Origin of the sequence: Microbacterium sp. LWH13-1.2 (genome assembly GCF_038397735.1) — a bacterium.
GTDB lineage: Bacteria > Actinomycetota > Actinomycetes > Actinomycetales > Microbacteriaceae > Microbacterium.
In genome coordinates this window covers 135078-151832 of record NZ_CP151635.1, presented here as the reverse complement: position 1 = coordinate 151832, position 16755 = coordinate 135078, and the positions used below count along the sequence as shown (strand labels likewise).

The following is a 16755-nucleotide window of genomic DNA, read 5'->3' as shown; positions in this document are numbered from 1 at the left end:
CCATGACGACATCCACTCGCACCATGGACCGCCTGCTGTTCGGCGACAACCAGTTCTTCGGCGTCAACCACATGTCGGAAGAGAAGGCCCGCGCGCAGCAGATGCGGTTCCAGGACACCGAGGCGATCATGGGCGTGCTCGACGCCGCCTACGACGAGGGTGTGCACACGTTCATGTGCACCACCCACGATCGGATCTCCGAGGTCACCGACCACGTCAGGGCCCACCCCGACCGCTACGCCGACATGACGTTCTTCCCCTGCATGCCGTACGCGCACAAGTACGCGAACGCCGTGACGGAAGACGGCTTCCTCGGGGCCATCCGCAAGTTCCTCCCCGAGGAGGGGCTGCTCGACAGCATCGCCCGCGGCACGTCCTCGCTCGCCCGCAAGGACATCGAGGGCGTCACCACGCTGCTCATCGATGCCGAGATGAAGATGTTCGAGGGGCTGAACACCCCCGTCATCTGGCTGCAGAATGTCGTCGTGGATCTGCTGTCGGGCCTGGGCTTCACCGACGCGTTCCGCATCTTCGCCGACCATGTACGCAAGCGCTACAACGCCGAACCCGGGTTCATCACCATGAACCTGCCCCGACTGCTCGACGACCTCGACAAGGCGGGGGTCGAGAACCCGATCGTGTGCTCGAACATCAACAAGCTCGGGTTCCGCATGTCGGGCGGCGTCGACGCCTACCGCGAGGCGATGGAGAAGCGTCCGTTCCGTGCGGTCGCCATGTCGGTGTACGCGAGCGGTGCGATTCCGCCGCGTGAGGCCATCGAATGGGTGACCTCGCTGCCGAACCTGGAGTCGATCGTCTTCGGCGCATCGAGCCGTGCGAACATCGCGTCCACGGTGAGCCTCGTGAACGAGTACTGGCCCCAGCGCTGACATGACGAAGGGTGACCCGAGCACGGTCCTGATCGCCAACCCCGGCGCCGACCTGTACGGCTCCGATCGGATGGTGCTCGAGACCGTCCGCGCCCTCGTCGGCGCCGGCCGAAGAGTGGTCGTGACGGTGCCGCACGCGGGACCTCTCGTGCCGCTGCTCGAGGGCGCCGGCGCGGAGGTCGTCGAATGCAGGACGCCGGTGGTGCGCAAGGGTCTTCTCAACCCCCGCGGACTGGTGGATCTGGTCGTCACATCGATCAGATCCGTCGGCCCAGGGCTCAGTCTCATCCGTCGGGTCGATCCCGGCGCGGTGCTCGTCAACACGATCACTCCCCCGCTGTGGATTCTCCTGGGGCGTCTCAGCAGACGCCTGACGGTGTGCCACGTGCACGAAGGAGAAGGTTCCGTCGCCGGCTTCGTGCGCCGCGCCCTCTATCTGCCCCTCACGTTCACGCATCGCGTGATCGCGAACAGTGACTTCACGCGACGCGTCCTGGCATCGGCCGCTCCTCGGGTGCGCGACCGCACCGTGGTGGTGCACAACGCGGTCGCCGGCCCGGAGCAGGTCGTGCCTCCGCGCGTTCCGCTCGCCGCGCCGACCCGGCTGCTGTACGTCGGTCGCCTGTCGCACCGCAAGGGCGTGCACGTGGCGATCGATGCGCTCGACGCACTCGTCCGCGACGGTCGGGATGCCACCCTCGACGTCGTCGGCGCGGTGTTCCCCGGCAACGAGGCGTACCTCGACGAACTGCACGCGCAGGTCGTGCGCTGCGACCTGGTCGATCGCGTGTCCTTCCTCGGATTCAAGGCCTCGGTGTGGGACGAACTCGCGCGGAGCGACATCTCCGTGATGACCTCGCTGGTCGACGAGACCTTCGGCAACACCGCCGTCGAGGCCGCGCTTGCTGCGCGCCCTGCGGTGGTGAGCAACGTCGGCGGACTACCCGAAGCCGTCGGGGCGTCGCAGAGCGCGACGCTCGTGCCACCCGGTGACGCCCGGGAGCTGGCGGCTGCGATCGCCGCGAAGATCGACGACTGGCCGGCCCAGGCGCAGCTCGCGGTGGCGGATTCGTCCGCGGTGGCCGAGGCGTTCTCGACCGCGCGGTACTCAGACGGCATCCTCGCCGCACTTCTTGACTGAAGGTCTGCCGCAGTCTGCCCACAGGACTCTTGTCCCCCTTCCGGTGGACATGATAGGATCGCGCTCACTGGGGATAGCGTCATTTGGGGATGACGCAAGCCGATCGACTCGTTCTGAACGCGTCGTCGGCAACCCTGATTGGGGAATCTGGGGAATCGACAATCATGGTGATTGCGCGTACATGCATGTCCATCGCGGCCCTCGCGCTCTGCGTGAGTCTGGTCGCCTGCAGCGGCGGTGCCGAACCGCCGAGCGGAGCGGAACCGACGGCGACGACGTCGTCGACTCCCGCTCCTGATCCGACGGCGGGCTCGTCGCCATCAGCGAATTCAGGGTCGTCCGATCCGGATTCACCGGTCGCGAAGATCGAACGCGCCGGGCAGTCGACCGCGCCGACCGTGAAGGCCGAACCAGCCGACACGTCGGGCGACGTGTCGTACAGCGACGGCGTCACAGTCCGCATCGACGACGTCTCTTTCGGCAAGGAGACGGCGCAGGGGCCGGGGAGCTTCCCTGACCGCGAGTACGCCCGCCTGACCTTCACGATCGACAACGGCTCATCCGATGCCATCGATCTCGGCACGTCCGTGCTCACCCTGCTCGACGCCGACGGCGCGACAGCCGTGCGCGTCTACGCGGCCGAAGCGGAGGTCACCGACTTCTCCGGCGTGCTCGCCGCAGGCGACAGCGCCACCGCCACCTACGCGTACGCACTCCCTGCGGCCGCGCGCGACGCCGTCACCGTCGTCGTCGACTTCGACGGCGATCACTCATCCGCCGTCTTCCGCGGAGGGCTCGACTGATGTCCGTCCCGAGCTCATCCGCGACCACCCGATCTGACCGCTTCTCGAACCGAGGAACCTCCATGACCCGCACCGCCCGCGGAGCAGACCGTCTCCGCCGCGTGATCGCCGCACTCTCCGTCGCGGCGACGGCGCTGGCCACGATCGCCTTCGTCGCCCTTCCCGCGCAGTCCGCGAGCGCCGAGACACCGGGTCAGCCCGATACCGTCACCGCCGACGTGCTGCCCACCTGGCAGATCAACGGCGTCGTGTGGAGCCAGGTCGTGGCCGGTAACACGGTGTACGTCACAGGCAGCTTCACCAAGGCACGTCCCCCGGGGGTCGCCGTCGGCGGCGCCGGCGAGATCGACGCGAACAACGTGTTCGCGTTCGACATCACCACCGGAAACCCCGTTCCGAACTTCAGCCACTCCTTCGACGGTCAGGGCCTCGTCGTCAGGGTCACCCCCGACGGCAAGACCGTGTACTTCGGCGGGGACTTCACCGCCGTCGACGGCCAGGCCCGCGCGCACGTCGCGGCGTTCGACGTCGCCACCGGCGCGATGCTCGACTGGGCACCTCGCACCGACGGACAGGTCAGAGGCTTCGCGTTCGCCGGCGACACCGTCTACGTCGGCGGCAACTTCCGTTCCAGCGGAGGGCAGCCGCGCAGCGAGCTGGCTGCCTGGAACACCACGACCAAGTCGCTCACGTCCTGGGCACCATCGGCGGCCGGCGACGGGTTCGTCTGGGACATGGTGACGTCGCCCGATGCCTCTCGCGTCATCATCGGCGGGTCCTTCACGACCCTCAACGGCGCATCCGCCTACGGCATGGCGTCGATCGACGCCGCGACCGGCACGCCCCTCGCGTGGGCGGCGACGGATCGGATCAAGACCGCCGGTCTCAACGGCGCGATCTCGAGCCTCAGCACCGACGGCACGCAGGTCTACGGCACAGGCTACGCGTTCGGTGCAGGAGCCTCGTTCGAGGGCACTTTCGCGGCCGACCCGTACACCGGGTCGATCAACTGGGTCAACGACTGCCTCGGCGACACCTACGGCAGCTTCCCGCAGGACGGTGTGCTCTACTCGGTCTCGCACAAGCACGACTGCAGCGTGGTCGGCGCCTTCGGCGACACGAACCCGCGCTCGCGGTGGACGAAAGCCCTCGCCGAGAGCACCACGCCGTCCGGAGTCATCACCAAGAAGGACGCCTACGGGTGGGACTTCACCGGGCTCCCCTACACCGAGCAGCTGAACTGGTACCCCGACCTCGAGTTCGGCACCTACACCAGCTCGCGTCAGGCAGCGTGGTCGGTCACCGGCAACGCGAACTACGTCGTCCTCGGCGGCGAGTTCCCGAAGGTCAACAACGTGGCTCAGCAGGGGCTCGTGCGATTCGGCAAGACGAATGTCTCGCCTCACGCCGTGGGCCCCGTCTACAACGCGGGCCTCACTCCGGCGCCGTACTCGAACGAGTCCGGTGTGGTCCGAGTGCCGTTCACCAGCGTGTGGGACCGTGACAACGCGACGATCACCTACGACGTCTTCCGCAGCCCGTCCGTGAAGATCGCGACGATCACGCGCACCGACGGCCGCTTCTGGAGCCTGCCGAACCTCAGCATCACCGACACCGGCCAGACGCCGGGAGCCCAGGTGCGCTACCAGGTGAGGGCAAAGGATGCCGATGGCAACGTGCAGTGGAGCGCCTGGTCGCCCTACGTGACGGTGTCGAGCACGCCTCCCGCGGCATACCGAGCCGCGGTGCGTGCGAGCGGAGCGACCCACTCCTGGCGCCTCGACGAGGCGACGGGCACCCGGCTCTACGACGACGTCGGGGACGCCGTGGGAACCGCGACCGGCCTCACGCTCGGCTCGAGCGGCGCGCTGCTCAACGACTCGAACACCGCGATCACCTCGGCGGGCGGCAGCTCGCCCAAGATGACGACACAGGACGTCAGCACGGCGACCGCCGCCGTCACCGTCGAGGCGTGGGTGAAGACCACCAACACGAGGGGCGGGCGAATCGTCGGATTCGGTGACTCCGCCACAGGTACGTCGACCTCCGGCATCACCGACCGCGTGCTCTACCTCGACACCTCGGGCCGCGCGAACTTCGCGATCAACGACGGGTCGTACCGCACGATCTACAGCCGCACCGCGGTGAACGACGGCAACTGGCACCACATCGTGGGAACCGTGGGCAGCGAGGGCATGCAGCTCTTCGTCGACGGCAAGCGGGTGGACCGCGATCAGGCCCGTACCGCGCCGAAGATCTACGACGGGTACTGGCGCATCGGCGCCGACCAGACGAACGGCTTCACCAACAAGCCGACCAATGCGGGTCTCGCAGGCACCATCGACGACGTGGCGGTGTACCCGTCCGCTCTGACGCCGGCCGACATCCAGTCGCACTACCTGGCGAGCGGTCGCTCCGCGGCCTGGGCGACGGCTCCGACCGATGCCTATGGCGCGGCGGTCTCGACCGACAAGCCCGACGTCTTCTGGCGTCTCAACGAGACCGCGGCCGGAACGATCGCGGACTCGGCGGCCGGCGGATCCACCGGCAACCTGACCGGTACGGTGACCCGCGGACAGGCGTCCGCGATCGGCACCGGCACGGCGACGACCTTCAACGGCACGAACGCCCTCGTGGTCGCGCAGGAGGCCTGGACGGCACCCACCACCTACAGCGCCGAGCTCTGGTTCAAGACGACGACCAACAAGGGCGGCACGCTGATCGGGTTCGGGAACACGACCAGCGGGCTGAGCACCCAGTACGACCGCCACGTCATCATGCAGAACGACGGGAAGGTGCAGTTCGGAAGCGGTCAGCCGCAGACGACTCTGGTCACCCCCACCGCCTATAACGACGGCCAATGGCACCACGTCGTCGCCACGCAGGGAGCTGACGGCATGAAGCTGTGGCTCGACACGCAGCTCGTCGGCAGCAACTCGATGGCGGGCTCCGAGAACTACCGCGGATACTGGCGCATCGGCGGCGACAAGACCTGGGGCAGCACCTCCAGCAACTACTTCGCCGGAACGCTCGACGAGGTCGCCGTGTATTCCTCGGTGGTCTCCGAGCAGCGGGTGCGTGATCACTTCGCCGCGAGCGGTCGCACTGTTCCCGGACGCGCCCCCGTGGCGGCGTTCACGTCGGTGACCGACAAGCTGAAGATCGATGTCGATGCGAGCACCTCGACCGACGCCGACGGAGGCCCCCTCGCCTATGCGTGGAACTTCGGAGACGGAACGGTCACGACCGGCGCGACGGCTTCGCACGTCTACGCCGCGGGTGGCACCTACACGATCACGCTGAAGGTGACGGACAGCACTTCGCTGGTCAACACCCTCACACGCTCTGTGACCGTCGCACCGAACCAGGCACCGACGGCCGCGATCATCGCGACCACGGATCACCTCGATGTCGCGTTCGACGGTTCGACGTCCACCGACGCCGACGGCACGATCGCCTCGTACGCCTGGGACTTCGGCGACGGAGCCACAGCCACCGGAGCGACGCCGACGCACACGTACGCGTCGGCCGGAGACTTCACCGTGACGCTCACGGTGACGGATGACAACGGAACCACCGCGACCAAGACGCGCACCGTCACCACGACTTTGGCGCCGAACCAGGCCCCGACGGCGGCATTCACGACGGCGGCGAACCTGCTCGCGGTGACCGCGGATGCCACGAGCTCGACGGATCCGGACGGAACCATCGCGTCGTACGCCTGGGAGTACGGCGACGGCGCAACCGGCACCGGCGCGACGACGTCGCACACCTACGCGGCTGCGGGAACGTACACGGTGAAGCTCACCGTGACCGACAACCGTGGCGGCACCTCGACGGTGACCCACGACGTCACCGTCGCGCCGAACCAGGCTCCGGTCGCGGCGTTCACCACCTCGGTGGCGAACCTGGCCGTGGGCGTGGACGGCTCGGGCTCCGCCGACGCGGACGGCACTGTCGCGGCGTACGCCTGGGACTTCGGAGACGGCGGCACCGGCTCCGGGGCGACGTCCTCCCACACCTACGCGGCCGGGGGCACGTTCACCGTGACCCTGACGGTGACGGACGATCGCGGGGCGACAGCCACCACGACGAAGTCGGTCACGGTCGCAGCTCCGCAGGTCTGGGCGCAGGACGCCTTCACCAGGACCGGCACCAACGGCTGGGGCACCGCGACCACCACCGGCGGCGCGTGGACCATGTTCCCGAGCAGTGCGACGGCGCTCAGCAAGTTCGCCGTCAACGGCACGGGCGGCACGGTCACCCTGTCGGCCGGGAACAACTACTCGGCATCGCTCGCCGGCTCGACGCCGTCGACGAACACCGAGGAGCGGTTCACGGTGGCGTTCAACCAGCCTTCGACGGGCGGCGGGTTCTACTTCTCCGCTCTCGGACGGCAGATCGACAACGCCAACGACTACCGCGCGAAGTTCCGCGTGGCCTCGAACGGCGTCGTGTCCCTCTGGCTGACGAAGACGATCGCCGGCGTCGAGACGGTCCTGTCGTCGACGACGGTTCCCGGACTCACGATCACGACCGCCGACCAGTTGAGCGTCAGGTTCCAGGTGACGGGGACCAACCCGACGACGCTCAAGGCCAAGGTCTGGCGCACCGCGACCACGGAACCGACGGCGTGGACGCTCACGACGACGGATGCCACAGCCTCGCTCCAGGTTCCCGGCTACGTGGGCGTGAACAGCTACCTGTCGTCGAGCGCGACGGCTGTTCCGGTCGTCTACACCTACGACGACTTCTGGGCGGGGCCCGCACAGTAGTCCGCAGAGTAGTCCGCACAGACATGAAGGGCCGAGGCGTTCACCGCCTCGGCCCTTCGGGGTTTCAGCGGGAGATCCCTGATGTCCCGGGCCACTGATACCCGGGAGCCCTGAGCGCCGCGAGCACACGCTCCCTGCCTGGCAGACGCACGCACGTCGCGACTCGCCCGAGCACACCCCTCGCGCCATCTGCCCGGCCCGAGGCTCCGGAGTCACCCCTCGCTGTCTGCACCGCCCTCGTCGGAGGGCGGTGCAGACAGCGAGAGGCCCGGATGCGCATCTGCATCCGGGCCTCTCTTCTCGGCGTGAATCCCGATCAGGGGAAACGTGCACCGATCGTCGGCGTCGTCGATCCGAGGATCGTCGCGACCAGCGCCGGAAGGCTCCGGGCCGATGCCGTGACCCCGGCCACGAGCCTGCCCGAGGCATCCGTCGCGGGGCGTCCCTCGACGGCCGTGGAGTTCATGTCCTGACCGGTGGTGGTGCGGTAGGAATCCCAGGTCGTGAAGACGTAGGGGTTCACGTTGGCCGTGCCACGGGACCAGATCACGAACCACGACGGAGCCGACGCGCTGTTGCGCTGGATCACGTTGCCGTCCGAACCGATGTTGAGGTCGGCCGGGGTGAAGCGGTGCGTGTAGTCCTCGACGCAGACCGTGCAGTTTCCGGCGCTCTCGCCGACGACGTTGTTGCCGATCGAGATGTCGCGGATCAGCCACGGCATCGTGGAGTCGGGGAACGGACGTCGGGCGTTGTGCCCGGGGACGGACGCATCCGTCGAGCTGCGGCTGTCCTGCACGATGTTGACAGCGCGGTCACCGCCGATGATCGTGTTGTTCCACAGGTTGACGCCACCGGTGTTGTTGATCTTGACGCCGTTTCCCACGTTGCGCAGCACGAGGTTGTTGACGAAGTCGATCTTCTGCGACAGCTCGAGGAACGCGCCAGCACCCTTGTTCTCGATGAAGTCCGAACCGGTGATGCGCACGTCATAGACGGACTGATCGAGCCACAGCCCGGGTCCGTCGTTGCGGAGCAGTGCCGAATCGGTCACGGTGACGCCGCGCGACTTGGCGATCTTCACGCCACCCGAGACGGGCGACGTGTTGAAGTGCTCCGCATTGTTCTCGACCGCGAGAAGGTCGTCGATCACGAGCGCATCCGCGTAGTTGGCGCCGAGCCCCATGAGGCCGTTGCGCGCCAGGGTCACATCGCGAACCGTCGCGTTCGAGGCACCGACGAAGAGTCCGGTCGAGGCGGTGTCGTAGATCACGACGTTCTCGATCGTCGCCTTCGGCGCCTCGACGGTCACGGCGCCCATCATCCACACGGAGGTCGCGTAGTTGCGGATGCCGATCCCACGGATCACCGCACCCTCGCCGCGGAGCGAGAGCGCCTTGGTCAGAGTGGAGGTCTGGACGGCGTGCCCTGCGGGGTCGCTGCCGAGGTAGAGGCGGTCGTTCGCGACATCCGTGAAGAACGTTCCTGCCTTCAGCCCGGCAAGCGTCGAGACCTCGACCTGCGGAACACCGTCGATCCAGACCTGCTCCGGGTGTGCCGCCATCGGATGCTCGGCATTCAGCCAGCGCCATCCGGCGGCCGTGCCGTCTGCCTCACCCTTGGTGAAGGACGGCGTCGAGTCGAAGTCGTACTTCCAGTCAGGACTGAACCAGCTGCCGCCGGACGCCTGCCAGTTCTTGAGCGTCGACGCGCCGTCGAACCAGACCGCTTCGCCGGGGTACGACTGGATCGTGATCTTCTTGCCCGCAGGGATCACGACGGACTCGTGATAGGTCCCGGCGCGGAGCACGAGAGTCGAGCCGGATGCTGCGCGGTCGACCGCGGACTGCACCGTGGCGAACGGAGCCGCCGATGTGCCCGTTCCGGTCGTCGCTGCCCCCGCGCTGACGAACAGCGCTCCCGACGGAACCGCATAGCTGGTGGTCCCGACGAGCGCGGAACCCGCCGAGGTGCGCGCACCGGTCACGTTCCACGCGGGAGCCCCACCGGCAGGCGGAGTCGTGGGCGCGGTCGGAGTCGTCGGCACGGTCGGAGTCGTCGGCACGGTCGGAGTCGTCGGCACGGTCGGAGTCGTCGGCACGGTCGGAGTCGTCGGCACCGTCGGAGTCGTCGGCACCGTCGGAGTGGTCGGCGGAGCCACCTCTTCCGGCGACGTCACGCGAAGGTCGTCGAACAGGACCGGAAGAGCCGGGGTGCTGCGCGAGACGTAGAGACGCACGCCGGTGCGGCCGTCCTCCGCGAGGCGCTTCGCTGATCGATCCGTGACCGAGAGCTTCCAGGTCGTGGGCTTGGCTCCGACGGGGGTGACGCGCGCATCGATGGTGACCTTGTCCGTGCCTGCGAGGCGCGTCTCGAGCACGAAGGGCACCCCGGCCTTGACGCGGAGCTCGGGAACCCAGGAATAGCCGAGCGAGGTCTGCACGCCGGCGTTGACGCGAAGCGTCTCGAGGAGCACCACGCCCTTCGGATCGACGCGGACCTGCGTCTGGTAGAAGCCGTCGGCGGTCACGCGCGACTGCAGGCTCATGTAGACACCCGAGCCGGACTTCGGCAGGGCCGGGAGCGTGAACTCCGTCGACTGCGTGGAATCAGCGACGGACAGGCCGACCGGACGTGCGGTCACTGTGGCGCCGGGCGCTGCGGCATTGAGTCTGGCCTCGCCGTTCGCCACGGAGACAGCGGTGACCGGGGACGCGTCGTAGGTGATGCCGTCAGCGGACGCGCCGAGGCCCGCCGAGACGGTGCGGTCCATGGAGTCCTGGACCAGGACTTCGTCGGTGGTGTCCGCCGCGGCGGGGGTCACCACGGCGAACGGGAGTAACAGTGCGGATAAGGATGCGATCAGGGGGAGGGTACGTTTACGCATGAGGGGGAGGCTCTCCGATGTGCTTCTCGTCACTGCAGGGTCGGGTAGGCAGCGTCGACATCCGACTTCGGTGGCGGACGATCATAGACCATATCCTGAATCTCCTGGACAGTTCCTGAGGATTAGCTGATATCGATTGGATAACTGTCAGCGATCGGTCGGCCTTCCGGTCAGCCGAGCGCAGACATCTTTCGGAACCATATGGCGAGTGCGGCGCCCAAGTACAGCGCCGCGGCGAGTGCGAGAAGGCTATATACCAGCATGAATGCGGGCGGCCAGCCCCACAGCACGAACGCGAAGCACAGGACTCCGTAGTCGGTCGGAAGTCCGAGGAGAGAACGGACGAGCGAGAACCCGCCGGACTCCGCCGCCTGCGGCACTCCGCGTTTGCCCTTGAGGAGATCGTTGAGGATCATCCCGAAGAACGTGACCGTCGAGATGACCGCGAACCCGAGCGGCACCAGGAGCCAGAGGTCCGATGGCAGAGGGAAGAACCGGTACCAGCCGATCGTCACCGCGAGCGGGAGCGCGACCAGCTTCGTCGAATCGAGCACGTGGTCGAGCCATTCGCCCGCGAGCGATCCGCCGCCGCGCAGACGAGCGACCTGACCGTCTGCGCTGTCCCAGGCATAGCCGATCGCGAGCAGCAGCCAGACGACGATGCCGAGGACGATCGACGGAGGCACCGTCGCCAGCAGGACGATGCCCGTGAAGGTGAACGCCGCACTGATCAGGGAGACCTGGTTCGGCACGAGGCCGACCGTGTACGCCCCCGCCGCGATCACACGCCCCACCGGGCGATTGATGAAGACCGAGTAGGCGGGGGCCCCACGGGCCCGTCCCTTCTGCGCAGCAGAGAGACTCCGGTACGAATCTGTGAAAGTCAGGGCGTCACTCCTCGTGCGCGGAAGTCATCGAATGTCAGGGTGTACGGCACACTGCTGAATCCAGATCCGGCGTACGTCGAGATGCCGACGTACCCAGGACTCTGCAGTGCGGCGGTCGAATCGGTCGTCGTCAGCTGCCAGTCAGCAGGCTCTGGCGACCCCGCCGCCCAGAGCTTACTGCGGAGCGTGGTCGTTCCGGCCCCGAATGCCTGCACCCGCACGTTATATATCGTTCCGGCGGCGAAGGTGAAGCCCGTCATGTTCTGCGACACCAGTGCCGTGCCTCCACGAGCAAGCTGCGCGGTCACGGTTCCGTCGGCTCCGATCAGCCACCGCGCACGGTAGTCGTCCGAGCCGACGACGCGAGCGAGGGCTGCGACGTACACACGCGCACCTGCCGGCATCGCCGGCGCCGTGACCGTGAACGTGAGGTCGGTGCTCGTCGAGGTCGCGGCGTTCAGTGACGCGGTGCGGGTCTGGCCCGCCGCCGATGTCGTGAACTTCGCGGCCCCGTTGTCGATCGCCACGACTCCTGCACCGCTGGTCTGCGTCCACGCGCCACCGGTCTGGGCCGTTCCCAGCGCGCCGTTGGCCCGACCGAAGTCGTCGGCGGCGAAGGCAGCGCCCGCCGGGGCGACGACCGTGACCGGCTTCGTCACGGTGTTCACCGCTCCGAGGTTGTCCGTCACCGTCAGGGTCACCGTGTAGGTGCCCGCGGCGGCATACGGGTGCGAGGCCGTGGCCCCGGTGGCGGTCGCGCCGTCACCGAAGTTCCACGAATACGAGGCGATCGAGCCATCCGGATCCGACGATGCCGAGGCGTCGACCGCCGCGGTGAGGTCGGTCGGGGTGGCCGTGAACGATGCGACGGGGTTCTGGTTGCCCGGGGCCGGAGCCGTCACCGTGACCGCGTTGGTGACCGTTCCGGTCGCGCCCTTGTCATCCGTGACCGTCAGCTTCACCTGGTACGTGCCGGCAGCGGCATATGCGTGCGCGGCGGGCGTGGCTCCCGTGCCCGTCGCTCCGTCTCCGAAGTCCCAGGCGTACGAGGCGATGGTGCCGTCGGCATCCGTCGACGTCGATCCGTTCACCGTGGCAGAGAGCCCGCTCACCGAACTGGTGAATGCGGCGACCGGCGCCTGGTTGGCGGGAGGCGTCGGGCCGCCCGTCGTGGATCCTGCCCAGAAGTTGTCGAACCTAGTCTGGAACGGCACGTTGGTGACCGAGCCGCCGAGATAGACGCCGAGTCCGACGTGACCCGCGGACTGCAGAGAAGCCGTGGAGTCGGTCGTGGTCGAGGTCCACGTCGTGGGCTCTGCCGTACCGACCTTCCACACCTTGGCCCTGATGGTCGTCGGCGAGGTTCCGGTCGCCTCGGTGCGCACGTGGAGTGCATCCCCGGCATTGACGGTGAGTCCGGTCGACGCGGTCGTCAGCACCGTACCGGTCTGCTGCAGCTGGAGCTGCACCCCACCCGTCGGCGAGACGATGATCCGCGACTTGTAGTCGTCCGTGCCGACCCGACGAACGGAGACGGTGTAGTACGCGCTGCCGCCGACAGGGCGCTGCGGCAGCGCCACATCGACGTCGACCGCGGTGTCCGTCGCCGAGACTCCGGTGAGGTACGCGTACCGCTGCGATCCTCCGGCGGGCTGCTGGAACGCAGCGTATGCACCGCTGACCAGGTAGTTGGATGCCGTGTTCGACAGCGTCCACGCTCCCCCGGTGTTCGCCGTGCCGAGGCCGCTGGCCACCGTGCGGTTGAACGAGTCCGACGCGTAGGTCACCGCACCCACAGGTGCGGTCACCGTGATCGATGCCGTGGTCTGCGAGGTCGCTCCCTCGTTGTCGGTCACCGTGAGGGTGATCGTGTAGGTGCCTGCAGCGGCGTACGTGTGCGTCGCTGTCTTGCCCGATCCTGCCGCGGTCGCGTCGCCCCAGTTCCAGGCGTAGCTCGCGATCGTGCCGTCGGTGTCCTGCGATGCGCTCGCGTCCACGTCGACCTTGAGGTCTGCCGCGGCCGAGGTGAACGACGACACGGGAGCCTGGTTGGCCACTGCTTCGACGACAGCTGTCGTGGTGCCTGTCGCACCCTTGTCATCCGTCACCGTGAGCGTCACCGTGTACGAGCCCGCCACCGCATAGGTGTGCGTCGCCGTGGCACCGGAGCCCGCAGGCGTTCCGTCGCCCCAGTTCCAGCTGTAGCTGGCGATCGTGCCGTCGGCATCCGTGGAGGCGCTCGCGTCGACCGCGAGGCCGAGCTTGGTCACCGCGTTGGTGAAGCTCGCCGTCGGTGCGACGTTCGCGGGTGCTCCCGTGGTTCCCAGCGCGTAGTGCTGCGAGACGGCGGTTCCGGTGAGCGGCGAGAGATAGACCGCGACCTCGTCGATCGATCCGTCGAACTCCCAGTCCCCCGGACCCCACGTGACGTCGCCGCCGACGTGCCAGTACCCGGTGTAGTCCTGGGCGTTGGTCTGGCCGTTCGATCCCTGCAGCACGCCGTCGACGTACAGGCGCATTCCCGTCGAGCCCTGCGTCGCGACGACCTGGTGCCACTGCCCGTCGTTGTAGGACGCGGACGTCTGCAGCGTGTCGGCGAAGCCGACCCAGACGCCGTAGATGAGCTTGCCGTCCGGTGTCATGTAGACGTGACGGTCGTAGCCCGAGGAGTTGCCGTTCGAGCTGTTGCCGAAGCCGATGATCTTGCCACCGGTCGTCGTGCTCGTCTTGAACCAGGCCTCGAGCGAGTACGAGCGGGGGTTCGTGTAGGAGTTCTGGCTGATGACCTGGCCACCCTCGAACGAGGCCGCCTTGTTGGTCACGCCCGCGAGGGCTCCGTCGGCGCCCTTGCTGACGCTGCCGAAGTAGGTGCCCTTCTGGTTGTAGCCCGAGGCATCCGCTGCGGTGTTGCCCGTCGACTCGCCGAGTCGCCAGTACAGCGCGGGGTCTGCGGCGTACACGGCCGCGCCGTACGCGTCAGCCGGAGCGGTCGATCCCTCGAGCTCACGACCGGATGCCGTGTAGTGCGAAGCGACCTGCTCACGGGTCAGCGGGGCGCCGTAGATCGCGACGTCGTCGATCTGACCCGGGAAGAACGCTGCTCCTGACCACGGGCTGTCGCCGCCGACACGCCAGTATCCGGTGTAGGCCTGCGCCGACGTGACGTCGGTGCGCTGAGCGACGCGCACGCCGTCGATGTAGAGCACCATGCCGCCGTCGCTGAGACCTGCGGACACGTAGTGCCACTGCCCGTCGTTGAACGCGCTTGCCGAACTGATCGTCTGCGACGAACCGGGGTAGACACCGAAGGTGATCTGTCCGCTCGGCTCCATGTAGACGTGACGGTCGTAGCTGCCCGAGGTTCCGGTGGAGCTGTTTCCGAAGCCGACGATCTTGCCGCCGTTCGTCGTCGTGGTCTTGAACCAGGCTTCGATTCCGAAGGTGTTCGGTCCGTTGATCGCCGACGTCGTCGAGGCGAAGCCGTCACCGGAGCCGTCGAAGCTCGACGCGCTGCGCGAGTCGGACAGCATGGCCCCCGAGGTTCCGCGCGTCACGCCGCTGCGGACGGCGAGGTCGGATGCTCCGGCCCAGTCGTACGAGAGCGTGGCCGACGAGTCGTCGAGCGGCCAGTAGCTCAGGGGCGCGTCGCCGAGCACCGCGGTGCGGTACGCGCTCGGCGCTGCGGAACCGGATGCCGTCACCGTCGTCGTGCCGCCGAGGATCGTGTGGCCCTCGTTGTCGGTGGCGCGCACCCGATAGGTGTAGCTCGTGCCGTTCGTGACGGTGGTGTCGACGAAGGCCATCGGGGGCAGGCCCCAGTCGGCGGACTTCGACCGGACGTTCTCGTAGGTCTTGACGACCACGTTGTCGCGGAGCACCTCGTACTTCAGGAACTCGCTGTCGCGGTCGTAGTTGAGAGGCCAGCTGACGCGGATCGATCCACCGGTGAGGGCGATCGAGGAGGCGGGCCAGGCCGTGTTCCAGAGGATCGGTCCCTGGGCGTTCGGCGCCTTAGACGTCACCGCGAAGCGCGCGAGTCCCTGTTGCCCTGTGTTGTTCACGCGCGTGAACTCGCCGCCGTAGACGAGGTACTCGCTGTTGGACGAGACCGACCATGGACCCTGCGATGCGCCGCTGACGTTGCCGGCGTTGAAGGCCGGGAACCAGTGCAGCAGCTTGGGCGAGGGGTTGCCGCCGAAGTCGTGGTAGCCCAGGTTCAGCCCGTAGGGCATGATCCGTCCGGCGTCCTTCGATACGGCCAGACCGCGGTAGAACGTCCACGGGTCGCTCTGCGGGAAACCGCCTTCGAGGCTGCCGCAGTAGTGCGAGTGACCGGCCGCATACACCGTGTCACCCATGGGCTCCACGTCGTACTGGTCGCCGTGGCAGTCGTTGACCCAGACGAGGTTTCCGCTCGACCACGAGGCTCGGAACGAGCCTTCGAGGTTGCCGCCTGCACCGAAAACGTAGCCGGTGCCGTAGATGTCGTCGCCGTCGGACTTGAGCGACAGGATCGCGGCGTCGAGACCTGCGTTGCGGATGACGTTGTTCGCCGAGAACGGCAGCAGAGACGCGTCGGATGCGGAGACCATGGCGAGGCCGTAACCGGGGTTCGAGCTGCCGTTGAGCGTCTGGAAGTTTCCGCCGAGGACGACCTTGTCACCCGCGGGAGAGACGGTGACGACACGGCCCTGGCGCTGCTCGAGCACAGGGGCCCAGGGAAGCAGGGCGCCCGCACGGGTGAACGCCGCAGCGCCGGAGCGGTCGCTGCCGGAGACTCGGCCGAAGGTGCCGGTGATGTACACGGTGTCGTTCGTCGCGGCGACGCCCGACGTGATGCCGTTGGAGTTCGGGTTGAACGCCGAGAGCGTTCCGCCGGGCAGATCGAACGCGGCGACGCGGTTACGGGTCTGGGTGTTCACCGTCGTGAAGTCGCCGACGATGTAGAGGCGTGTGCCGTCGGGCGAGGCCTCGACCTGACGCACCTGACCGTTGATCGAGGGCGCGAACGAGGCGATCAGCACACCGGTGCGGATGTCGTAGGCCAGGAGGTTCGATCGCGGGGTCTCGTTCACTCCGGCAGCAGCCCCTGCGGGGCGCGCGCTGGTGAACTTGCCCGCGGCATACACGACGTTGCCCACGACGGCCTGATCCCAGACGATGCCGTTGATCTGGACCGTCGGAAGCGAGTCGGCGGTGACCGTCGTCGCTTCACCCGCGGGCGGACTCACGTCCGCCTGTGCCGGCGAGATCGCCACCAGTGACCCGAATGCCACGGCGATCGTCATCACGATCGCGATCGATGCTCCGCGTACGCGGCGTCCCCAAGACAGAGCTGTAGTGCCCATCGTTCATCTCCCCAGATGATGGAC

General features: G+C 67.8%; 7 protein-coding genes. 4 read left to right on the top strand and 3 right to left on the bottom strand.

What is annotated here, in order from left to right:
• The first annotated feature begins 2 nt into the window (after positions 1 to 2).
• From MRBLWH13_RS00585 to MRBLWH13_RS00570, 4 genes are all read left to right on the top strand, one after another.
• Positions 3 to 890 (top strand): hypothetical protein, encoded by an 888-nt coding sequence (locus tag MRBLWH13_RS00585; RefSeq protein WP_341956421.1) that lies wholly within the window; start codon positions 3 to 5, stop codon positions 888 to 890.
• Position 891: 1 nt separating this feature from the next.
• Entirely contained in the window at positions 892 to 2031 is a 1140-nt protein-coding gene (locus tag MRBLWH13_RS00580) for a glycosyltransferase family 4 protein (RefSeq protein WP_341956420.1), read from the top strand.
• 185 nt (positions 2032 to 2216) lie between these two features.
• On the top strand, positions 2217 to 2834 hold the full coding sequence (locus tag MRBLWH13_RS00575; RefSeq protein ID WP_341956419.1) for a hypothetical protein: 618 nt from the start codon (positions 2217 to 2219) through the stop codon (positions 2832 to 2834).
• Positions 2835 to 2896: 62 nt separating this feature from the next.
• On the top strand, positions 2897 to 7609 hold the full coding sequence (locus MRBLWH13_RS00570) for a PKD domain-containing protein (RefSeq protein WP_341956418.1): 4713 nt from the start codon (positions 2897 to 2899) through the stop codon (positions 7607 to 7609).
• 316 nt (positions 7610 to 7925) lie between these two features.
• Here MRBLWH13_RS00570 and MRBLWH13_RS00565 read toward each other — a convergent pair whose 3' ends face one another.
• The 3 genes from MRBLWH13_RS00565 to MRBLWH13_RS00555 form a co-directional block, all read right to left on the bottom strand.
• The gene (locus tag MRBLWH13_RS00565; protein ID WP_341956417.1) at positions 7926 to 10496 is read right to left on the bottom strand and encodes a right-handed parallel beta-helix repeat-containing protein; all 2571 of its coding nucleotides are present in this window, start codon (positions 10494 to 10496) and stop codon (positions 7926 to 7928) included.
• Between the two features lie 170 nt (positions 10497 to 10666).
• Entirely contained in the window at positions 10667 to 11290 is a 624-nt protein-coding gene (locus MRBLWH13_RS00560; protein ID WP_082488246.1) for a CDP-alcohol phosphatidyltransferase family protein, read from the bottom strand.
• Between the two features lie 89 nt (positions 11291 to 11379).
• A complete protein-coding gene (locus MRBLWH13_RS00555) occupies positions 11380 to 16731 on the bottom strand; it encodes a PKD domain-containing protein (RefSeq protein ID WP_341956416.1) in 5352 nt (1783 codons plus the stop codon).
• Between the last annotated feature and the right edge of the window lie 24 nt (positions 16732 to 16755).